Consider the following 21,500-nt stretch of genomic DNA (forward strand, 5'->3'; position numbering starts at 1 on the left):
GTGACCTGCGACTATCCCCCGAACGAGGCGCTTGTCCCTTTTGCGAGCCGCCTGCTCCACCCAGCGGCGATGTGCCCCAGAAGAGACGTCGGTGGAGGTCCTCCTCCGGGCCAGGCGTGTGCCGTCGAGTCGGGTCGCGGCTGCTCGGGTCGCGTTGCGAAACGTGGCCCGGGGAGGACGCCGCGTAGCGTCAGCGCGGATCAGCTTCACATCGGGACCGGCAACCTGATCGACGCGCCGATTTGCAAGTCGCCTTCGCCCGGACCGACACAGTCGCTGGGCGGTAAAGCCGATGGGCGGGGAACGGGTGTGACAGTCACCGTCGGATTTCGCCGACGCGTCTACGACAAAGCCGCTGCCAGTGCTTTTACGGGCGTGCCCGACGCGGGGCCCCACTCAGCTCATCGACTGCTCGCGCAGGTGATGGGGCCGCGCGTCGCACGCCGGCGCAGCCGGCTGGTCAGCGGCGTTGGTTACTCGCGTCGCCGGCGCCTTGATGCCGCAGCTCGAGCTGTGCCATCAAATGTTCGACGAGGGTGAGGAGCAGGTCTTTGGCGGAGTCTCGCCGGCGTGCGTCGCACAGCAGCACTGGCAGGCCGGCGTCGAGGTCCAGAGCGGTGTGAACTTCTTCGGTGGTGTAAATCGGGCCGGTGTCGAAGCAGTTGACACCGATGACGAAGGGGACTGCGCGTCGTTCGAAGTAGTCGATGGCGGGAAAGGAATTTTCGAGGCGCCGAGGGTCTACCAGGATGACCGCACCGAGCGCACCACGGGACAGCTCGTCCCACAGGAACCAGAAACGATCTTGGCCTGGAGTACCGAACAGATACACCACCAGTTCACCGTCGATGGTGATGCGACCGAAGTCCAGGGCAACGGTCGTCGTGGTCTTTCGATCTATGCCGGTGAGGTCGTCGACACCGGCGCCCGCATCAGTGAGTAGTTCTTCGGTGCGCAGTGGTGGGACTTCGCTGATGGACGACACCATCGTCGTCTTCCCGACGCCGAATCCCCCGGAGATGAGGATCTTGGCAGACTTCGGCGGCAGCGGCGTATCGGTTGTCGAGTCAAAGTTTTCGGATGCCATTCAGTACCGCCTGCAGTAGTTCCGGGTCGTGCGCAAAGTCGTTCTGTGGCACGGCCGGCGGGCGGAAAGTGAGATACCCGTGGTCGATCAGGTCACAGATCAGGAGCTTGGTGACAATCAGCGGAAGGTGTAGTTGCGCTGAGACTTCGGCGACCGATATCGCGCGGGCACACATGCGCACGATATTGGCGTGTTCCGGTTCCATCCGGTCGACACCGCCGTCGTGTCGCACGGTCATGATGAGCGTGATCATATCGAGGTCGTAGCGCACTCCCCCGCTGCGCCCGCCCGCAACGGCGTACGGGCGGATCAGCGGTCCGGCCTCGTCCTCGAACCAGGATTCGCGGGCGGGGGTCATGGCCTGGAGTCGACGCGTCTGGGATCGCCTTGGCGCGCAGTCGCAGACAAGTACGTGCCGACCCGCTGCACGGTCTGATTCATCTCGTAGGCGACCATTCCCATGTTCGCCGATTCGTCCGCCCACAAAGCCAGGCACGCATTGGGCCCACCCGCGGTAACGAACATGACCGCCTCATCGAGTTCGATGACCGCTTGCCGGACGCCACCGCCGGCGAAACGGTTGCCGGCGCTACGCGCCAGGCCGTGCAGGGCCGAGGACATCGCGCAGAAGTGCTCGGCATCTGCGCGTGGCATGGTGCTGCAGCGTGCCATCAGCAATCCGTCCATCGACAGCAGCACCGCTTTGCGAACGCCTGGCAGGCGCTGCACGAGTTCGTCGAGCAGCCAGTCGAGATCGGTGGAGGCGGGAGATGTCATGAGATTCCTTCTTGATCGTCGGTGGCGGGGCGCGCGTGCCGGCCTTGCCTGGTCCCGTTCGCGATTGCGGACATCAGGTCTCGTGCCTGTTCCGCGGAACGGGACCCGGACGAGTCCCGTTCCGGCGCTTGGACCGCAGGCTCCGACTCGGTCAGTTGCGGCGCAAGGCTCTCCTGCCGTCGCCGCCGTGGCAGCGGCGGGCGACCGTCCGGCGTGGCGGGCGGCAATTCAGCAGGCGGAGCGGGCGGCCGGCTGTCAACGGGTTGTTGCCATCGCGTGGAATTCGTGTCCGCACTGCCAACCGGAACATCTGCAGGTTGGGTGAGGAAATCTCGATAGGACTTGGTCTCAGCCGGATAGGCCTTGGTCTCAACCGGGTATGAGTTGGTCTCAGTCGCGTAGGAGTTGCTCTCAGTCGGGTATGAGTTGCTCTCAACCGGGTATGAGTTGGTCTCAGTCGCGTAGGAGTTGCTCTCAGTCGGGTATGAGTTGGCCTCGACCGGATAAGACTTGGTCTCAACCGGATAGGCCTTGGCCTCGGTCACCTTCTCGACGGCTTGGGCAGGCTGTTGCCGTGTGGGGCCAGCGGGGATCAGCGCGTTGTCGATCGACGGGGCGTTGTCCGTGGGTTCCGATCGATTTTCGTCGACCAGCAGTGCTGCGGGGATGAGGACGACAGCTTTGGTTCCGCCGTAGTCGGATTCCGCCAGACGGACTTTGATCCCGTTTCGGGAAGCGAGCACTGCCACCACGATCAGACCGAGGCGCGAATCGCTCGACAACTGCATCAACCCGAAGTCCGGCGCGCTGCTCAAGAGCTCATTGATGCGACCGAGTTCGGCTTCGGGTATGCCCAGTCCCTGGTCGATGATCTCGACCACGGCTCCTTTACCCACGAAATTTCCCGACGCCTCTACCCGAGACCCCGGCGGCGAGAACGAGGTAGCGTTGTCGATCAGTTCAGCCAGCAGGTGGATCACATCGGCTACCACGCCCGCGCCGACCCGGGCTTCGGGCAACCGGGTGGCCTGCACACGGGAGTAATCCTGGGTCTCCGCGATCGCGCTGCGCACGATGTCGCGAAGCGACACCGGATTGCGCCATCTCCGGCCCGGTCGCTCACCACCGAGGATGATCAGGTTCTCCGCGTTACGACGTTCTCGGGTGGCCAGATGATCGAGCTGGAACAGCAGATTCATCATTTCGGGATCTTCTTGGCGGGCTTCCGCCGCATCCAGCACCTCCAGTTGGCGGTGGGCCATCAACTGGCTGCGATGCGCGAGATTGAGGAATACCGCGTTGACCGCCGACCTGGTCTTGGCCTCGGTCACCGCGGCCGAGACCGCGGCGCGCTGCGCGGAATCGAACGCGTTGGCGACCTCACCGATCTCGTCGCGGCCGAACGCGAGGTCGGGCAACGCCGAGTCGACATCGACAGATTCACCGGTACGAATGCGCGCCATGATCTCGGGCAATTGCTCTTCGGCCAATGCGAGCGTCTGCTGACGCAACCGCCTCAGCCGCTGGCTGAGCCGATTCGCGAGCAGCAAAGTGATCAGGAAGGCCACGACCGAAATAGCCATGACGAGCCCGCCGACGAGCACCGCGGTGTCCGTCGTGTCATCGGCGATCCCACCCGCCCGGTGCTGCATTTGCTCGTACTGGGTGCGCCACAGCGTCCGCAGCTTCGCGACCGCGGCGTCCGAATTCTGCTGCAAGGCATCTCGATCCACCCTGATCGGAGACCCGGCCACAGTGCGAGAGGTCGTCGAGGTTGTAGTCGGGACGTCTTGTTCCCCAGCGCCACGGTCGATCATCGAGTCTTCGAAGGCCAGGAGTTGCTGCCATGCCCGGTCTGCGGTGAGAGTCGAGATCTCGCTGCGCATTCGCGCGTCGTCGCCGCGCGCGAGCGAGTCCAGCAGGGCGTGATATTGCCCAACTCGTCTGACGAACTCACGCTGGGAGCGGGAATCGAGACCCTCATCGGTCACCAGCGCGGCGGTCAAGGCATACGCTGCCGACATGGAGTCGGCGGCCCGGGACAACGCCGCGGTATTCGCGCCCACGATAGCGCTGGCGGCATCGGGAGCATATCGAGCCGTGATATCGATGGCGCGTCCCTGTGTCGCGGCGAGACGACTGTACGTTTGGTACACCTCGTCTACGGTCGCGCTGTCGGCATCGACTCGTGCGCGCATTGCCATCATTTGGCCGACATCACCCGCCATCCCGGCAGCGATGTTGTCGAACGAGCCCGGAATGACCTCGCTCATCGCGGCCACCAAGTCCGTCAGCTCGCGAAGGGCATTGTCCACTCGCTGACGCTCAGCCTTCAGTGCATATTCGTCGAAGGGCCGATGCGCGGCACGAAGCATTGTCAGTCGGCGCTCCTGCTGGATCGCCTCGTCGAATTCCACGGCGTACGGAGCCGTGCGCAGGGTGACGTCAGCCCAGGCCCGATCCTGCCGAGCTTGCGTCGTCAGGTGACGCACGACGCCGGCGACCGCGATGGCGAGCACGATGCTCGGGATCAATGCGATCGCGAGGATCCGGGCCCGGACGCTGCTGGACATCGCCCATCTGATTCTTCCGAATCGCCCACGGCCTACGTCATCTGTTGAATCGGTCGATCGAGATCGCATGCTCACCGGGCACATCCCGCGGCTTGCTGACCGGCAATCAGGCGACCAGCCAAGGCCGGCATACGGAATGCGGCCGGTTTGCGGTCATATTGGGCGGCAGCCGCGTTCGACCGCGCTGCGGGCGGTTCATCGCCGTGGCCGACGAACCGCCCGATCGAGTCCGGGCGCGACCGGCTGCGCCGATACCGTAGATGAGGGCGAAGCACAGTGAGCCCAGCGACGTAAACGCCGATGAGTAGAAGATAAACAGCGATCAGAACATCCATGTGTATTTCCGTGGGCGAGAAATCGTTGATCAGGGCTTGAGGCGGGGCCGCCGTCGGCCGAGCAGCCGTGCAGACGCCGTTGGCTTCGTGGGCCGCGTCGGCTATCGGGATGCCGGCATGGGCAGTGCGTGTTGGGGAACCTTCATGAATCAGCGTGACCGACGCATACGGCGGGTCCCACACCGGGTGACGGCGCCGACCACCTCCGCTGGATCCGGCTCGAGCATCACGGCGTCGGCGAGTTCGGCGGGCTCGCTTTCCATTTGGGCGATCACACCGTGCACCTGCTGTCGCATCTACTTCGAATCCTTCGTCCCGGACTGGACAGCCACGCACTTTGGGGCATGACTCCGAGGAGGTTAACTCGATTAAACCTCCCCATGACCTAGCCATCTGGCTGATAAAGACTGCCCCTTACGCTAGTTCACCAACCAGAGATTCTGGCTTTCCCCTGGTCGACGACCGTCGGAGCTGGGGCGTTGAGCTGTAGTCAGCTACCACCACGGCCGCCACTCGACGCAGCAAGACACGCACGTCCGCTCGAAATGCGCTGCGGGGGCGGTGCGCAATGTGTCGCCCGTGGTCGGATATCGAATTACATATTCTACTATCGAGCACTGACTGTCGCATGACCACCAAGAAAGGTACGACGCGCGTGCCCGACAAACCCGGATCATCCGCTGGTTCGCAGACCCTGAGCCGCGGCATCCGGCTGCTCGAGCTCATCGCCGCCGCCGGTCGGAGTCTGTCGATCGACGAACTCGCCGCGGGTCTCGGTGTACACCGCTCGGTCGCCTATCGACTGCTGCGCACCCTGGAGGACCACGGTCTGATCGCCCGCGACCACTCCGGCCGGATGGCACTCGGCGCCGGGTTGGCCGCTCTCGCGGTCGGAGTCTCGCGCGACCTGCAAGATGCCGCGCTCCCCGAACTGAAAGCGGTTGCGAACGAGCTGGGCATGACCTGCCTGCTCGTCATGATGCTAGACGCTGATGAGGCCGTCACCCTCATCAGCGCCGCACCACAGCAGAGCATCACCGTGTCGTACCGGCCCGGGCATCGGCACCCCCTCACGCGGGGCGCCCCGGGCAAGGCGATCCTGCTCGAGCAGCCCGAGAGCGCCTGGCCGGCGGACCTGCACGACGAACTTGTGCGCAGCCGGGCCCTCGGCTTCGCCGTCAGCCACGGCGAGGTCGTCGCCTCGCTGTGGGCGGTAGCGGTCCCGCTCGTCATTCCCGACCGGCCGCTCGCGTCGATCGCCGTCATCCACGTCTCGCTGCCCCGGCCCGAAGCCGAGATCGCCGAGCGTCTCACGTCTGCCGCCCGGACTATCGCCCGGACGCTGGGTAGCTAGCAGTCGACCGAAATTTTCGACCCCCCCAGCGCGCGGGGCGGGCCGGCGCGCTGCGGGGGTCGGCTACCCGCACCCTATCCGAGTGCCACTGCGGCAGTATCGGACCGCTTCGAGAACACGCCTGCGAAAAACGCGGCGAGCTCGTCCCTCGCATCGAGCGGCAGCACGTGGGCGACATACTGATCCGGACGCACCACGACAACCGCGCCGTCGCGGGAAATTCCGCGCGCGGTGAAGATGTCGTCGACACGATCGACGGCATACACCTTCTCATAGTCGGTGACCTGGAAGGCCCCGACCTTCGGCAGGAACACCGAAGGCACTTTGCCCAGATCCACCCCGGTGTGATCCTGCTGGTAGATCACCTTCACGTCGAACCAGGCGTCGAGATCGGCGCCTTCGGGTGTGTGCACGAGCAGCGGTGATGCGGGCGAGCCGGCGAGCCACTCGGCCAGCTCGGTGGTCTTCGACGCCTCGCCGGCGGCGGGCGCGTCGGCGAAAACGTAGACGCGCCAGCGTCCGTCGGCGGTGGCATGATGCCCGAGGTGAATCGGGTTCGCGTCACAGACGCGGGTCACCATGTTCGATTTGAAGCGTTTGCCGATCGGGAAACCGGTCGCGCGATCCTGGTAGGTTGCCTCGGCGACGAGCGCCGACGGCGCGTACTGCGTCATGAAGCCCGCGGGGAATTCCGCTGTCTTGACATAGAATTCCTCCAACTGGCTCGGGTCGTCCATCTCCTCGGGCCTGGTTGCCATCAGCGTCGACCATTCCCGGTCGAAATCGATGAGGTTCTGCGCGATCACCTGGCGTTCGGCCGAATAGGTGTCGAGGATCGATTCGGCTGCGCGCCCATCCAGTACGTGCCCGAGCTTCCACGCGATGTTCCAGCCGTCCTGCATCGACACGTTCATGCCTTGGCCCGCCTTGGCGGAATGCGTGTGACAGGCGTCGCCGGTGATGAACACGCGCGGAGTGCGGGTCCCACCGTGCTGTGGGGGCACGTCGTCGAACTTGTCGGTCACGCGATGCCCGACCTCGTACACGCTGCGCCACGCGACGTGTTTCACCGTCAACGTGTACGGATGCAGAATCGCGTTGGCGCGCGCCTCGACCTCCTCCTGCGACGTCTGGCGCACTTGGCCGTTGTCGCCCTCGGCGACCTCGCCGAGATCCACGTACATACGGAACAGGAAGTTGCCCTCGCGCGGAATATGCAGGATGCTGCCGCCGTCGTGCGATTGGATCGCGCACTTGGTGCGAATGTCCGGGAAGTCGGTGTCGGCCAGCACGTCCATGACGCCCCACGCGTGATTCGCCTGGTTACCGATGAAACGGCGCCCGATGGATTCCCGAACCTTGCTGCGTGCACCGTCGCAGCCGATCACGTACTTGGCCTTCACTTTTCGCTCTCGGCCGGCCAGGTCGCCGGTCGTGTGCCGCAGGGTCACAGTGACCGGGTGCTCGCCTTCGTCCGCGATTTCCAGCGTGACGAACTCGTAGCCATAGTCGGGTTCCAGGCGCGACGGCGCGTTCTTCGCCACCTCGGCGAAGTAGTCGAGCACACGCGCCTGGTTGACGATCAGATGCGGGAATTCGCTGATGCCGGTCTCATCGTCCACCGTGCGTGCGGCGCGGACGATGTTGCGCGGATTCTGCGGATCGGGCTTCCAGAACGCCATCTCCGTGATGCGGTAGGCCTCGTCGATGATGCGCCCGGCGAAGCCGAACGCCTGGAAGGTCTCCACGCTGCGCGCCTGGATCCCGTCCGCCTGCCCGACCTCGAGCCTGCCGGGACGCCGCTCGACGATCCGGGTGTTGACATCCGGGAACTGCGCGAGCTGCGCTGCGGCGATCATGCCCGCCGGGCCCGAGCCGACGATCAGCACATCCACTTCGTCGGGTAGCTCGGCGGGGCGATCGATACCCACACCGGCGGGAGGCTTGATGCGGGGATCGCCCGAAACGTAGCCATGGTGATGGAACTGCACGGATTCTCCTCACTCCGTTGCGGCGAGCGTATTCGACAACGGATGTTCGATAATAGAATTGCGAATTCTAATATAGATCGATGATACGGGGTGATCCGGCTCTCGCACAAGCTGCGATTGCCAGCGGCCACCGATGACGTTCAGGGTCGCTTCTCCCAGGCATAGATGCCGGCGCGCTGCTGCGCCTCGTTCGCGGGGCACAGGTAGTCGGTGTGATTCTCGTTGCCGCTTTGCGGCGTGATCGTATACGATTTGAGATATGACAAAGGGCGAAAACGCTTCGATGACCGACCCCCGGTTCGCTGCCCTGCCAACCGCGCCCGGCAAGATCATCGCGATACACCTGAGCTATGAGTCGCGCGCCGCACAGCGAGGGCGGCGCCCTGCCGCACCGTCTTACTTTTTCAAGCCCGCCAGCTCAGTCGCGTCATCCGGAGCGCAGATCGAACGGCCCTTCGGGACGGAATTGCTCGCCTTCGAGGGCGAGATCGCGCTCATCATCGGCACACCCGCGCGGAACGTCTCGATCGAGGACGCCTGGTCCCACGTCGCGTGGGTCACCGCCACGAACGACTGGGGCCTCTACGATCTGCGCGACAACGACAAGGGCTCCAACGTGCGCAACAAGGGACGCGACGGCTATACACCGGTCGGCCCCAAGCTCATCGATGCACGACGCGTCGACCCGTCAGCGCTGCGGGTCCGCACCTGGCACAACGGACAGCTCGTCCAGGACGACACGACAGCGGACCTGATCTTTCCGCTCGCGCAATTCGTGGCCGACCTATCGCAGCACCTCACCCTCGAAGCCGGTGACATCGTCCTGACCGGCACTCCGGCCGGATCCTCGGTCGCTCAGCCGGGGGACGTGATCGAGGTGGAGGTCGACGCGCCGGTCGCCGACGGCGCACCTACCAGCGGGCGCCTGGTGACCACGGTGGTCGCGGGCTCGCGCTGCTTCGATCCCGAGCTCGGCTCGCTGCCCTCGGTCGACGACCGGCAGCGCGAGGAGGCATGGGGATCGCGCGCGGCGGCGAACCTTCCTGCTGCCGAGCCGGCAGCGCCCGCGCTCTCGCCCGAGGTTCGCGCGAAGCTCCTGGAAGCTCCGGTCGCGGGGCTGTCGCAGGCGCTGCGCAAGCGCGGCCTCGACAACGTCTCCATCGATGGCGTGCGGCCGATGCACCAGGCGACGAAATTGGTCGGGACAGCGAAAACTTTGCGTTTCGTGCCGAACCGCGAGGACCTCTTTCGCAGCCACGGTGGCGGCTACAACGCGCAGAAGCGCGCCTTCGATTCCGTCTCCCCCGGCGAGGTCATCGTCATCGAGGCCCGCGGCGAGCGCGGCTCCGGAACTCTCGGCGACGTGCTCGCCCTGCGCGCGAAGGCGCGGAACGCGGCGGGCATCGTGACCGACGGCGGTGTACGCGACTTCGCGACAGTCGCCGAGATCGGCATCCCGGTGTTCAGCCAGGGCGGCCACCCGGCCGTCCTCGGCCGCAAGCATGTGCCGTGGGACATCGATGTCGCCATCGCCTGCGGCGGCGCGACGGTGCTTCCTGGTGACGTCATCGTCGGCGACGACGACGGTGTCATCGTCATCCCTGCCGCGCTCGCCGAAGAGGTCGCCGACGCCGCCCTCGCCCAGGAGGTCGAGGACGCTTGGGTGGCCGAGCAGGTAGCGGCGGGACATCCGGTCGACGGCCTGTTTCCCATGAACGCCGCATGGCGCGCGCGCTACGAACAAGCGCGGGGCAATGTCGAGGATTGAGACCGGGGTGGCCGAGCCACCGAAGATCGTCAGCAAATCGCAGCGTGCATACGAATGGATCCACGCTCGCATCACCGACCGTAGATTCGTGCCCGGCTACCGGCTCGTGCTGGGGACGATCGCCGAATCGCTGGACATGAGTGTGGTGCCGGTCCGCGAGGCGGTCCGGCGCCTCGAGGCCGAGGGCCTCGTCGAGTTCGAGCGCAACGTCGGTGCTCGGGTCGCGCTGATCGACCCTACCGAGTACGTCCACACGATGCAGACCCTCGGTGTCATCGAGGGCATCGCCACGGCGCTCGCGGTCGCGCACCTCACCGAGGCCGAACTCGACCGCGCCGCGGCGATCAACAATCGGCTGCGACTGCTGCTCGACGACTTCGATCCGCACCAATTCACGCTGACCAACGAGCAGTTCCACCTGGTCCTGTTCGAGCCGTGCCCGAATCCGCACATCCTCGACCTGGTGCGCCGGGGCTGGACGCGGCTGTCGGGCGTACGCGACTCCACCTTCGCTTTCGTGCCCGAGCGTGCGCAGGCGTCGGTGGACGAGCACGACCACATCCTCGATCTCATCCGAAGTCGGGCCGATCCACTCGAGATCGAGCTGGCCGCCCGCCGCCACCGGTGGCGAACGATGACCGCCTATCTCGCCCGGCACGATCCGAGCGCGCGCGACGACGGCGTGGCCGCCGGCACCAATTGATCCGAATCCGCACCGCTTCCGACCCAAAGGACCAACCATGGCACTTCCCGATCGCCACATCCCCGCCGACTTGCCCGAACGCATCCAGCACTACATCGGCGGCGAGTTCGTCGACTCCGTCGACGGCGACACTTTCGACGTGCTCGATCCGGTCTCGAACGAAACATACGTGCGCGCCGCCGCAGGCAAGAAGGCCGATATCGATCGCGCCGTCAGCGCCGCACGCACCGCGTTCACCGAAGGCCCGTGGCCGAAACTGCTCCCCCGCGAGCGTTCGCGGGTACTGCACCGCATCGCCGACATCGTCGAGTCGCGCGATGCCCGCCTCGCCGAACTGGAGAGCTTCGACTCGGGTCTGCCGATCACCCAGGCGCTCGGCCAGGCGCGCCGGGCCGCGGAGAATTTCCGGTTCTTCGCCGATCTGATCGTCGCCCAAGCCGACGACACCTACAAGGTGCCCGGGCGCCAGATCAACTACGTCAACCGCAAACCGATCGGCGTCGCAGGCCTGATCACACCCTGGAACACCCCGTTCATGCTGGAGAGCTGGAAGCTCGCTCCGGCGCTGGCCACGGGCAACACCGTCGTGCTCAAGCCCGCGGAGTTCACGCCGCTGTCGGCGTCGCTGTGGGCGGGCATCTTCGCGGAGGCGGGACTGCCACAGGGCGTGTTCAACCTGGTCAACGGTCTGGGTGAGGACGCGGGCGACGCGCTGGTCAAGCACCCCGAGGTACCGCTCATCTCGTTCACCGGCGAGAGCCGCACAGGCCAGATCATCTTCGGCAACGCCGCGCCGTACCTGAAGGGGTTGTCGATGGAACTCGGCGGCAAATCCCCGGCCGTCGTGTTCGACGACGCCGACCTGGACGCCGCGATCGATGCGACGATCTTCGGTGTCTTCTCCCTCAATGGCGAGCGCTGCACCGCGGGCAGCCGGATCCTCGTGCAGCGTGCGGTGTACGAGGAGTTCGTCGAGCGCTACGCCGCCCAGGCCGAGCGGGTGAAGGTCGGTTACCCCCACGACCCGGCTACCGAGGTCGGCGCGCTCGTGCACCCCGAGCATTACCAGAAGGTCGTCGATTACATCGAGATCGGCAAAGGCGAGGCCCGCCTGGTGGCCGGCGGCGACCGGCCCGCGGAGTTCCCGGAAGGCAACTTCGTGCGGCCCACGGTCTTCGCCGATGTGAAGCCCGACGCTCGGATCTTCCAGGAAGAGATCTTCGGCCCGGTCGTCGCGATCACCCCGTTCGACACCGAGGAGGAGGCGCTCGCACTCGCCAACGGCGTGAAGTACGGTCTGGCCGCCTACATCTGGACCAACGATCTCGAGCGCGCACACAACTTCTCGCAGGCGGTCGAGGCCGGCATGGTCTGGCTCAACTCGAACAACGTGCGGGACCTGCGGACACCGTTCGGCGGCGTGAAGGCCTCGGGGCTCGGCCACGAGGGTGGCTACCGCTCCATCGACTTCTACACCGACCAACAGGCCGTCCACATCACCCTCGGCAAGGTGCACAACCCCACCTTCGGCAAGGCGGCACCGCACGACGATCCCACCACCGTCCGCAGCGTCCAGCGCTGAGCCCCCCAGAGCACCGGCTCCCCGACCCCATCACAGCAAGGCAACCACGATGACCGAACGCACTCCCACGTCCTCAGGCTTCTTCGTCTCACCGGAGGCTCCCATCACGGCGGACAACCCGGTACCGACGCCTGCTTCGCCGCCACCGGACATCCTCCGCGTCGCCTACGCCGAGCTCGTCGTGACCGACCTGACCGCCTCGCGGGAGTTCTACGTGGACGTGCTCGGCCTCATCGTGACCGAAGAGGACGAGAACGCGATCTACCTGCGCACGCTGGAAGAGTTCATCCACCACAACCTCGTGCTCCGACAGGGGCCGGTCGCCGCGCTGGCCGCACTGTCGTACCGCGTGCGCACCCCGGCGGACCTCGATCTCGCGGTCGCCTTCTACACCGAGCTCGGGTGCCGCGTCGAGCGACGCGCGGAGGGCTTCACGAAGGGCATCGGCGACTCGGTGCGCGTCGTCGACCCGCTCGGATTCCCGTACGAGTTCTTCTATGCGACCGAGCACGTCGAGCGGCTCGCCTGGCGTTACGACCTCTACACACCGGGCGCCCTGGTGCGGCTGGACCACTTCAACCAGGTCACCCCCGACGTCCCCCGCGCCGTCGCGCACTACCAGGACCTCGGCTTCCGCGTCACCGAGGACATCCAGGACGCGGAGGGCACCACCTACGCCGCCTGGCTGCGCCGCAAACCGACCGTGCACGACACCGCCACCACCGGCGGCGATGGGCCCCGCCTGCACCACGTCGCGTTCGCCACGCACGAGAAGCACAACATTCTCGCGATCTGCGACAAGCTCGGCGCCCTGCGCCGGTCCGATCACATCGAGCGGGGTCCGGGCCGCCACGGTGTGTCCAACGCCTTCTACCTGTACCTGCGCGACCCGGATGGCCATCGCATCGAGATCTACACGCAGGACTACTACACCGGCGATCCCGACAACCCGGTGGTGACCTGGGATGTCCACGACAACCAGCGCCGCGACTGGTGGGGCACGCCCGTCGTGCCGTCGTGGTACACCGATGCCTCGCTGGTGCTCGATCTGGACGGCAACCCGCAGCCGGTGCTGGCGCGCACCGACTCCAGCGAGCTGGAGGTCACGATCGGCGCCGATGGCTTCTCCTACACCCGCGAAAACGGTGGCGACGACCTGCCCGACTGGAAGAAGGGCGAATACAAGCTCGGCCACCAGCTCTAGCCACCGGACCGAGCCGGTCGAACCACCGAACAGGAAGGGACTTCGGATGGCGCTGGACGCCGAAACCATCACAGCGATCGCCGACGAACTCGCCGTCGCAGAACGCGACCGAACCATGGTGCCGCTGCTGACCGCGCGGCACCCGGGCATGACGGTCGAGGATGCCTATGCCGTGCAGAACGAATGGCGGCGCCGCGGCATCGCCGCGGGGCGCCGTCCGGTCGGCCGCAAGATCGGGCTGACGAGCAAGGTGATGCAGGTGGCGACCGGCATCACCGAGCCCGATTACGGCGCGATTTTCGCCGACGCGGTCTTCGACAACGGCTCGCTCATCGAACACGGGCGGTTCTCCAATGTCCGCATCGAGGTCGAGCTCGCGTTCGTGCTGGCCGAGCCCCTGGAGGGCCCGCACGCCACCGTATTCGACGTATTGCGCGCCACCGATTACGTCATCCCGGCGCTGGAGATCCTGTCCTCGCGTATCGAACTGCAGGGCAGGACGATCGTCGACACCATCAGCGACAACGCCGCTTTCGGCGGGCTGCTGTACGGCGGCAACCCGATGCGGACCGGCGACCTCGACCTCCGTTGGGTTTCCGCCCTGCTCTACCGCAACGAGACGATCGAGGAGTCCGGGGTCGCGGCGGCCGTACTGAACCACCCCGCCACCGGCGTCGCCTGGCTGGCGAACAAACTCGCCCGGCACGGCGACCGGCTCGAGGCCGGCGAGATCGTCCTGGCCGGCTCCTTCACCCGCCCGATGTGGGTGGAACGTGGCGACATCGTGCTCGCCGACTACGGACCGATGGGAACCCTCTCATGCCGCTTCGTCTGAACCCGACCTTCCGGGATCGGCTGGCCCATGCCGACCGCGCCCTCTTCGGTGGATGGATCTGCTCGGGTTCGCCCGTCGCCGCGGAGATCATGGCGGGGGCAGGCCTCGACTGGCTGCTCATCGATATGGAGCACGCGCCCAACGGTTTGGAATCCACGCTCGCGCAGCTGTACGCGGTGTCCGGCTATCCGTCCACACCGGTCGTCCGCGTGCCGGTGGGCGACACGGTGATTCTCAAGCAGGTGCTCGACCTCGGGGCGCAGAACATCCTCGTGCCGATGATCTCGACGCCCGACGAGGCGGCGAACGTCGCGGCGGCGACCCGGTACCCACCCGTGGGCAGGCGCGGCGTGGGCAGCGCGCTCGCACGCTCGGCTCGATGGAACCGAGTGGAGGGGTACCTGCGCAACGATGCCGACCACGTGTCGGTGTTCGTGCAGATCGAAACGGCGGAGGGCGTGGAGAACGCCCGCGAAATCGCCGAAACGCCTGGCGTGGATGGAGTTTTCGTCGGCCCGAGCGACCTGGCGGCCTCGATGGGCCTGATCGGGCAGCAGACCCATCCCGAGGTCGTCGCCGCCGTGAAGCGCGCTTTCTCGGGCATCGCCGCGGCGGGCAAACCGATCGGCGTGAACGCCTTCGATCCCGTCGCCGCGCGCGACTACACCGCGGCCGGCGCCCGATTCATCCTGGTCGGAGCTGATGTGGCACTTCTCGCGCGAGGCTCGGAAACGCTGGCCGAGACATACATCGGAAGCACGGACACGGCTCCGTCTGCCTCCTACTGAAAGGATCCGAACGATGCGAGATCAGCAGACGACACCGTCTGAGCTGGGCGACGAATCCCTCGCCGTCTCCGAGACACCCGCCCCGGAAGTGGCCGATCACGAAAGCGCGCTGCTTTCCGCCGTTCCACACCAGTTGTTCATAGCCGGCGCATGGGTCGATGCTGCCGGCGGCGGCACCTTCGCGGTGCGCGACCCGGCCACCGGCGCAGTTGTCCGTGAGGTGGCCGACGCGACGGCCGCCGACGCGATCCGTGCGTTGGACGCGGCGGTGGCCGCGCAGGAGTCGTGGGCAGCCACGGCGCCGCGCACCCGCAGCGACATCCTGCGCCGTGCCTGGGAACTCGTGCAGGAGCGCACGGAGGACCTCGCGCTGCTGATGACGGTCGAGATGGGCAAGCCGCTCGCCGAGGCCCGCGGCGAGGTCGCTTACGGCGGCGAGTTCCTGCGGTGGTTCAGCGAGGAAGCCGTCCGCATCCATGGCAGGTACGGGCTCAACCCCGAGGGAACGGGGCAGATGGTCGTCTCGCAGCGGCCGGTGGGACCCTCGTTCTTCATCACACCATGGAACTTCCCCTTCGCGATGGCGACCCGCAAGATCGCCCCCGCCCTCGCCGCGGGATGCACGGTCGTGATCAAGCCCCCACAGCTGACACCGCTGACCACCTTGTTCTTCACTCAACTGCTGGCTGATGCCGGCCTTCCCGCCGGCGTGGTGAACGTGGTCACCTCCGCGTCGTCGCGCCGGGTGTCGGCGCCGATCATCGCCGATCCGCGGTTGCGGAAACTGTCCTTCACCGGGTCGACCGAGGTCGGCCGTCAGCTCATCGCCCAGGCCGCCGAGAACGTGCTGCGCGTGTCGATGGAACTGGGCGGCAACGCGCCGTTCGTGGTGTTCGAAGACGCCGACCTCGACAAAGCGGTCGACGGGGCGATCACCGCCAAGTTCCGCAACATCGGCCAGGCGTGCACCGCCGCGAACCGCTTCATTGTGCATGAGCGCGTCGCGACGGAGTTCGCGAAGCGGGTCACCGCGCGGGTCGAGGAGATGAAGATCGGCCGCGGTACCGAGGATGGCGTGACGATCGGTCCGCTGATCGATGACGACGCGGTGAACAAGGCCGCCGAACTCGTCGCCGACGCAACGGCCCGCGGCGCGTCCGTGCTCACCGGCGGCGCGCGGATCGACAGTCCCGGCAGTTTTTACGAGCCGACCGTCGTCACCGGCGTCATCGAAGGCAGCGCCATCCTTCGAGAGGAGATATTCGGCCCGGTCCTCGCGATCGCGACATTCGCCACCGAGGACGAAGCGGTCCACCTCGCGAACAACACCGAATACGGCCTCGTCTCGTATGTCTATACCCAGGATCTCGCGCGCGGGCACCGTATGATCGACAAGCTCGAGACCGGCATGATGGGCCTCAACTCCGGTGTCGTCTCCAATGCCGCGGCCCCGTTCGGCGGAGTCAAGCAGTCGGGCGTCGGCCGTGAAGGCGGCTTCGAGGGCATCCACGAGTTCCTCGCCACGAAGTACACCCTCATCCCGAGCAACTGATCGCCCAGCACGGCCCCGGCCTGGATATTGCTTCGATGGATAGCCGTTGCGCCCATCGTTTCCCAGGCCGGGGCCGTGCTATCAGGTGACGATCCGCAGCGGGTGCTCGAGCACTTCCTTCAGTTGTTGCAGGAATCGGGCGGCTACCGCGCCGTCGACCGCGCGGTGATCCGCGGACAGCGTGACGCGCAGAATCTTGCGGGTGATCACCTTGTCGAGCGATAGCCGCAGCTCGTCCTGGGCAGCGCCGACCGCGAGAATCGCGGACTCGGGCGGGTTGATGACGGCGGTGAACTGCTCGATGCCGAACATCCCCAGGTTCGAGATGGTGAATGTGCCGCCGGACATCTCGTCGGCACGAAGCTTGCGATCGCGGGCGCGTTCGGCCTTGTCCCGTGTCTCGGCGGCGATTTCGGAGATCGACTTGCGGTCCGCGTCGCGGATCACTGGAACCAGTAAACCGGTCGGTGTGGCGACGGCGACACCGAGATGGATACCTCGGTGTCGGCGCAGCATGTCTGCGGCAAAAGAGACGTTCAGAGCCGGGTCGTTGCGCAGCGTCACAGCGACCGCCCGGACGAGCAGGTCGTTGACACTGGCCTTGCCCTTACCCGCAGCGACCAGCGTGTCGTTGATCTGCGCTCGGAATCCGATCAGCTCGGTGACGTCGATCGCGCTGGTCAGGTAGATATGCGGCGCCTGTTGCATGCTCTCGGTGAGCCGCTTGGCCGAGACCTGCTGAATCGTGCTCAGCGGGATCTCGTCGTAGTCGCCGGGGACCGCGGCGGCCGGCTGCGGAGCGAGGTTCTTCGCACCCGAGGTGGATTCGGCTGGCTGGGTGGATTCGGCTGCGCTAGGCGTGCGGTGCGCCGCTTCGACGTCGCGGCGGGTGACGCGCCCGCCCGGGCCGGTGCCGGTCACCGCGGACAGATCCAGGCCCAGTTCCCGGGCGATCTTGCGGGCCAGCGGCGAGGATTTCGTGCGTTCTCCGGGTTCGCCCGCGGGCGCTGCGGCGGCGAGCACGCTCACGGGCGCATCCCCCGTGACAGCGGGTTCCACGCTGACCGATGGCGTGTTCGATTCAGCAGCCGCACCGACCGCGGCCTGGGCGGCCGACCCGGTGCCGTCGCCGACGATCGCGATCGGTTCGCCGATCGGCACTCGCGTCCCGGCCTCGGCGAGGATTTGTTCGAGCACGCCGTCGTCGTAAGCCTCCAGCTCCATGAGAGCCTTGTCGGTCTCGATCTCGGCGATCACCTCACCGCGGGTGATCTGGTCGCCCACCTGTTTGAGCCAGGCCGAGACGACGCCCTCCTCCATCGTGTCGGAGAGGCGGGGCATAGTGATTTCGGGCAACGTCCTGTCTTTCTGATTCCGGTGTCAGCGCCTACGGCCAACGGCCGCAAGGGTTTCCACGGCAGCGGTATAGAGAGATTCGGCCGACGGCAGTGCGAGTCGCTCGAGCGGTTTGGCATACGGCAGCGGCACCTCGGCCATGGCCACCCGGCGCACCGGGGCGTCCAGGTAGTCGAAGGCGCCGTCGGAGATCGACGCGGCCACCTCCGCGCCGATGCCGTAGGTGAGCCAATCGTCCTCGCCGACGACGCAGCAGCCGGTCTTCCGAACCGAGGCGACGAGGGTCTCGCGATCCAGCGGACGCAGGCTGCGCAGGTCGATGACCTCCGCTGAGATTCCCTCCTCGGCAAGGCGTTCGGCGACCTGAGTGGCCACCGTCGCCATCCGGGAATAGCCGATCAAGGTGATGTCGGAGCCTGCTCTCGTCACCGCGGCCTTGCCGATCGGGACGGGCGCGAGTTCGTCGGGCACCTCGCCTTTGGTGTTGTACAACGCGAGGTTCTCGAGGAAGAGCACCGGGTCGTTGTCCGCGATCGCGGCTTTCAGCAGGGCACGGGCATCGGCGGGGGTGCTCGGGGCGACCACCTTCAGTCCGGGCACGAACGCGTAGTACAGCTCGATGTTCTGCGAGTGGGTGGCGCCCAGCTGCTGACCGCCGCCGCCCGGCGTGCGAATGACCATCGGCACGCTGGTCTGCCCGCCGAACATGCCGTAGATCTTGGCCGCATGGTTGACGATCTGGTCCAACGCCAGCAGCGAGAAATTGATCGTCATGATCTCGACGACCGGACGCAACCCGAGCATCGCGGCCCCGATGGCCGCACCGACGAAACCCTCCTCGGCGATCGGGGTGTCGCGCACCCGCTTTTCCCCGAACTCGTCGAGGAGGCCGGCCGTGATCTTGTAGGAGCCTTCGAAGACGCCGATCTCCTCCCCGAGCAGGAACACATCGTCGTCGCGCCGCATCTCCTCGCGCAGAGTTTCGCGCAGTGCTTCACGATAGGTCATCACAGGCACAGTGGTCGTCCTCAGGCTTTGAACAGCGGATCGGCGGGCAGACGGCGAGAATCGCCCGCTACCGGGGTGGCATAGGTGTAGTCGAACAGGCTCGACGGTTCCGGGTGCGGGCTGGCGTCGGCGAACTCCACCGCCGCCGCAACCTCGGCGCGCACGTCGTCGTCGATTTCGGTCACGGACTGCTCGGACAATATGCCGGCCGCCAGCAGCGCGGCCTGCAATCGCGCGATCGGATCGTGCTCACGTGCGGCCGAGACCGCCTCGGAGCTGCGATATTTCGCCGGGTCGACCACCGAATGCCCTTTGAGCCGGTGACTCACCGCCTCGAGCAGGGCCGGCTTCCCCTCGGACCGAGCGCCTTCCAGCAGCTCGCGGGCGATGTCCCGCACGGCGAGCACATCGGTGCCGTCGACCCGTTCGCCGCGCATCCGGTAGGCGGCGGCGCGCTTGTACAGGTCCGGCTCGGCCGAGGAGCGCTCGACGGTGGTGCCCATGCCGGTCTGGTTGTTGATCACCAGGAACACCACCGGCAGCCGCCACAGCGCCGCGATGTTCAGCGCCTCGTGGAAGGCACCGATATTGGTGGTGCCATCCCCCATCTGGCACACCACGACGTCATCGCCGCCGCGATAGTCGATGGCCAGCGCGGCGCCCACCGCCAGCGGAACCTGTCCGCCCACGATGGCGTAGCCGCCCAGCAGCCGCGTCGCGGTGTCGTACATATGCATCGAGCCGCCCCAGCCCTTCGAGGTGCCGGTGGTGCGCCCGTACAGCTCAGCCATCACCCGGCCGGGCTCGATGCCCTTGGCGAGGGCGTAGCCGTGCTCGCGGTAGTTCGTGAACAGATAGTCGGTGGGCCGCATCGCCGCGGCCACGCCGACCACAGTCGCCTCCTCACCGAGATTCAGATGGCAGTAACCGCCGATCTTGGCCTGCTGGTAGCTCTGCGCGGTGCGTTCCTCGAAGCGCCGAATGAACAGCATGTCTCGGTAGAGTTCGCGCAGAACCTGCGGATCCTCGTCGGCGAAACGCTTGTCGTTCTCGGTGTTCGCCGCGCCTCGCGGCGTGCTCCGCGCGGGCTTACCGGTGGTCTTGCGCGGCGTGCTGGTCGTGGTCACAGTGGCCTCCTCAGCGCTGGCGCGGCGCGATGTGTACTGGCAGGCCGAGCCCGGTCAGGGCCGCCTCCATACCGATCTCGCCGAGGGTGGGGTGGGCGTGGATGGTGTCGGCGAGCTCGTCCAGCGTCGCCTCCAGCGCGATCGCCAGCGCGCCTTCGGCGATCAGATCGCTGGCCGACGGCCCGATGATGTGTACGCCGAGCACCTCGTGATGCCGCTGTCCGGCAACGATCTTCACGAAGCCCTCGGTCTCGCCGAAGGTCTTCGCCCGGCCCAATGCCGCGAACGGGAACTTGGCGGTGATCACCTCCAGCCCCTCCGCGCGGGCCGCCTCCTCGGTCCGGCCGACGCTCGCGATCTCGGGATGCGTGAAGGTGGCCGCGGGGATCACCGCATAGTCGATGTGGGCCTGGTGCCCGGCGATCACGTCGGCGGCGGTCAGGCCCTGATGCGAGGCGACGTGCGCGAGCAACGCCCGGCCCGTGACGTCCCCGATCGCGTAGACGTGCTCCACACCGGTGCGCAACTGGTCGTCGACCAGGATGAAGCCCCTCGCGTCCGTGGTGATCCCGACCGCGTCCAGACCGAGTTCAGCTGTGTTCGGCCGCCGGCCGACACCGACGAGAACTACGTCGGCTTCGCATTCGCGCGCCTTCGGGCCACCCACGTTGACGCGCAGCGAATCGCCCGAGGCGATCGACTCGACCGCCGATCCGGTCAGCACGGTGATGCCGCGCTTGGCCAGCGATCGGCCCAGTGCGGCGCCGATCTCCCTGTCCTCCAATGGAACCAGACGATCCTGCACTTCGACGACCGTCACCTCGCTGCCGAATGCCGCGAACAGGCTGGCCCACTCCGCCCCGACGGCGCTGCCACCGATCACCACCAGTCGCCGTGGCACCTCGGTCAACCCGAACGCCCCGTCGGAGGTGATCACGCCGGGCAGGTCCGCCCCGGGTATCGGTAACCGGGCCGGCACCGAACCGGTTGCGATGATCACGTCCTCGGCGCTCACCCGCCGGATCGGTCGGGTAGGCGCGGCCGCGTAGCGCGGTCCACCCGGGAAGATCGGGGACGCCCCTACCTCGTGCACCTCGACCTCCGTGGCACCGACGAACCGAGCGTGCCCCTCGAGGACGGTCACGCCGTTGGCCTGCAGCAGCGACGCGACACCGTCGGTCAACTCCTTGACGATGCCGTCCTTGCGCTGCCGAACACCGGCGAAGTCGAACCGCACATTGTCGGCGCTGACTCCGAAATCTGCTGCGGCACTAACTGTCTGGAAGACCTCAGCCGAACGCAGCATTGCCTTGGTCGGGATGCAACCCCAGTTCAGGCAGACGCCGCCCGGGCGTTCCTTCTCCACCAGGCCGACCGAGAGGCCGCGCTGCGCCGCGCGAATCGCGGCCACATAGCCGCCCGGCCCGCCACCGACGACCAGAAGATCGAAGTCCGGCACT

The 21,500-nt window shown here is 66.7% G+C and carries 18 protein-coding genes; 8 read left to right on the plus strand and 10 right to left on the minus strand.

The features are described 5' to 3' along the window. Nucleotides 1–460: 460 nt before the first annotated feature. From ACT86A_RS17800 to ACT86A_RS17820, 5 genes are all read right to left on the minus strand, one after another. On the minus strand, nucleotides 461–1,087 hold the full coding sequence (locus ACT86A_RS17800; RefSeq protein WP_445093269.1) for a GTP-binding protein: 627 nt from the start codon (nucleotides 1,085–1,087) through the stop codon (nucleotides 461–463). Next, the gene (locus ACT86A_RS17805) at nucleotides 1,068–1,445 is read right to left on the minus strand and encodes a DUF742 domain-containing protein (RefSeq protein WP_445093270.1); all 378 of its coding nucleotides are present in this window, start codon (nucleotides 1,443–1,445) and stop codon (nucleotides 1,068–1,070) included. The genes ACT86A_RS17800 and ACT86A_RS17805 overlap by 20 nt, the downstream gene beginning before the upstream one ends. Then, nucleotides 1,442–1,864 (minus strand): roadblock/LC7 domain-containing protein, encoded by a 423-nt coding sequence (locus tag ACT86A_RS17810; RefSeq protein ID WP_445093271.1) that lies wholly within the window; start codon nucleotides 1,862–1,864, stop codon nucleotides 1,442–1,444. Before ACT86A_RS17810 ends, ACT86A_RS17805 begins: the two co-directional genes overlap by 4 nt. Beyond that, nucleotides 1,861–4,437 (minus strand): nitrate- and nitrite sensing domain-containing protein, encoded by a 2,577-nt coding sequence (locus ACT86A_RS17815; protein WP_445093272.1) that lies wholly within the window; start codon nucleotides 4,435–4,437, stop codon nucleotides 1,861–1,863. Before ACT86A_RS17815 ends, ACT86A_RS17810 begins: the two co-directional genes overlap by 4 nt. Nucleotides 4,438–4,921: 484 nt before the next feature. Continuing rightward, nucleotides 4,922–5,068, minus strand: a complete 147-nt coding sequence (locus ACT86A_RS17820) for a hypothetical protein (protein ID WP_445093273.1) — start codon at nucleotides 5,066–5,068, stop codon at nucleotides 4,922–4,924. 332 nt (nucleotides 5,069–5,400) lie between these two features. Here ACT86A_RS17820 and ACT86A_RS17825 point away from each other — a divergent pair, with 332 nt between their 5' ends. Next, the gene (locus ACT86A_RS17825) at nucleotides 5,401–6,126 is read left to right on the plus strand and encodes an IclR family transcriptional regulator (RefSeq protein ID WP_445093274.1); all 726 of its coding nucleotides are present in this window, start codon (nucleotides 5,401–5,403) and stop codon (nucleotides 6,124–6,126) included. Nucleotides 6,127–6,200: 74 nt separating this feature from the next. Here ACT86A_RS17825 and ACT86A_RS17830 read toward each other — a convergent pair whose 3' ends face one another. Further along, nucleotides 6,201–8,117: an FAD-binding monooxygenase gene (locus ACT86A_RS17830; protein WP_445093275.1), complete on the minus strand. Its 1,917-nt coding sequence runs from the start codon at nucleotides 8,115–8,117 to the stop codon at nucleotides 6,201–6,203. Between the two features lie 259 nt (nucleotides 8,118–8,376). Here ACT86A_RS17830 and ACT86A_RS17835 point away from each other — a divergent pair, with 259 nt between their 5' ends. The 7 genes from ACT86A_RS17835 (at nucleotide 8,377) to ACT86A_RS17865 (ending at nucleotide 16,549) form a co-directional block, all read left to right on the plus strand. After that, complete coding sequence (locus ACT86A_RS17835) at nucleotides 8,377–9,885, plus strand: fumarylacetoacetate hydrolase family protein (protein WP_445093276.1); 1,509 nt, start codon at nucleotides 8,377–8,379, stop codon at nucleotides 9,883–9,885. Then, nucleotides 9,872–10,588, plus strand: a complete 717-nt coding sequence (locus ACT86A_RS17840) for a GntR family transcriptional regulator (RefSeq protein WP_445093277.1) — start codon at nucleotides 9,872–9,874, stop codon at nucleotides 10,586–10,588. The genes ACT86A_RS17835 and ACT86A_RS17840 overlap by 14 nt, the downstream gene beginning before the upstream one ends. Nucleotides 10,589–10,625: 37 nt before the next feature. Beyond that, on the plus strand, nucleotides 10,626–12,170 hold the full coding sequence (gene hpaE / locus ACT86A_RS17845; protein WP_445093278.1) for a 5-carboxymethyl-2-hydroxymuconate semialdehyde dehydrogenase: 1,545 nt from the start codon (nucleotides 10,626–10,628) through the stop codon (nucleotides 12,168–12,170). 49 nt (nucleotides 12,171–12,219) lie between these two features. Continuing rightward, nucleotides 12,220–13,374: a 3,4-dihydroxyphenylacetate 2,3-dioxygenase gene (gene hpaD, locus ACT86A_RS17850; RefSeq protein ID WP_445093279.1), complete on the plus strand. Its 1,155-nt coding sequence runs from the start codon at nucleotides 12,220–12,222 to the stop codon at nucleotides 13,372–13,374. A 46-nt stretch (nucleotides 13,375–13,420) separates the two neighbouring features. Then, a complete protein-coding gene (gene hpaH / locus ACT86A_RS17855; RefSeq protein WP_445093280.1) occupies nucleotides 13,421–14,209 on the plus strand; it encodes a 2-oxo-hept-4-ene-1,7-dioate hydratase in 789 nt (262 codons plus the stop codon). Beyond that, nucleotides 14,194–14,997, plus strand: coding sequence for an HpcH/HpaI aldolase family protein (locus tag ACT86A_RS17860; RefSeq protein ID WP_445093281.1), 804 nt, complete (start codon nucleotides 14,194–14,196; stop codon nucleotides 14,995–14,997). Before hpaH ends, ACT86A_RS17860 begins: the two co-directional genes overlap by 16 nt. Nucleotides 14,998–15,085: 88 nt before the next feature. Beyond that, a complete protein-coding gene (locus tag ACT86A_RS17865; protein WP_445093340.1) occupies nucleotides 15,086–16,549 on the plus strand; it encodes an NAD-dependent succinate-semialdehyde dehydrogenase in 1,464 nt (487 codons plus the stop codon). 81 nt (nucleotides 16,550–16,630) lie between these two features. Here the strand turns inward: ACT86A_RS17865 and ACT86A_RS17870 are convergent, their stop codons facing one another. From ACT86A_RS17870 to lpdA, 4 genes are read right to left on the minus strand one after another with little or no spacing between them, the layout of a single operon-like run. After that, nucleotides 16,631–17,905: a dihydrolipoamide acetyltransferase family protein gene (locus tag ACT86A_RS17870; protein ID WP_445093282.1), complete on the minus strand. Its 1,275-nt coding sequence runs from the start codon at nucleotides 17,903–17,905 to the stop codon at nucleotides 16,631–16,633. A gap of 24 nt (nucleotides 17,906–17,929) precedes the next feature. Further along, a complete protein-coding gene (locus tag ACT86A_RS17875; RefSeq protein WP_445093283.1) occupies nucleotides 17,930–18,913 on the minus strand; it encodes an alpha-ketoacid dehydrogenase subunit beta in 984 nt (327 codons plus the stop codon). A gap of 20 nt (nucleotides 18,914–18,933) precedes the next feature. Then, entirely contained in the window at nucleotides 18,934–20,040 is a 1,107-nt protein-coding gene (gene pdhA, locus ACT86A_RS17880; protein ID WP_445093284.1) for a pyruvate dehydrogenase (acetyl-transferring) E1 component subunit alpha, read from the minus strand. Between the two features lie 10 nt (nucleotides 20,041–20,050). Continuing rightward, entirely contained in the window at nucleotides 20,051–21,499 is a 1,449-nt protein-coding gene (lpdA, locus tag ACT86A_RS17885; RefSeq protein ID WP_445093285.1) for a dihydrolipoyl dehydrogenase, read from the minus strand. Between the last annotated feature and the right edge of the window lies 1 nt (nucleotide 21,500).

This window comes from Nocardia glycosmidis, from assembly GCF_052545115.1.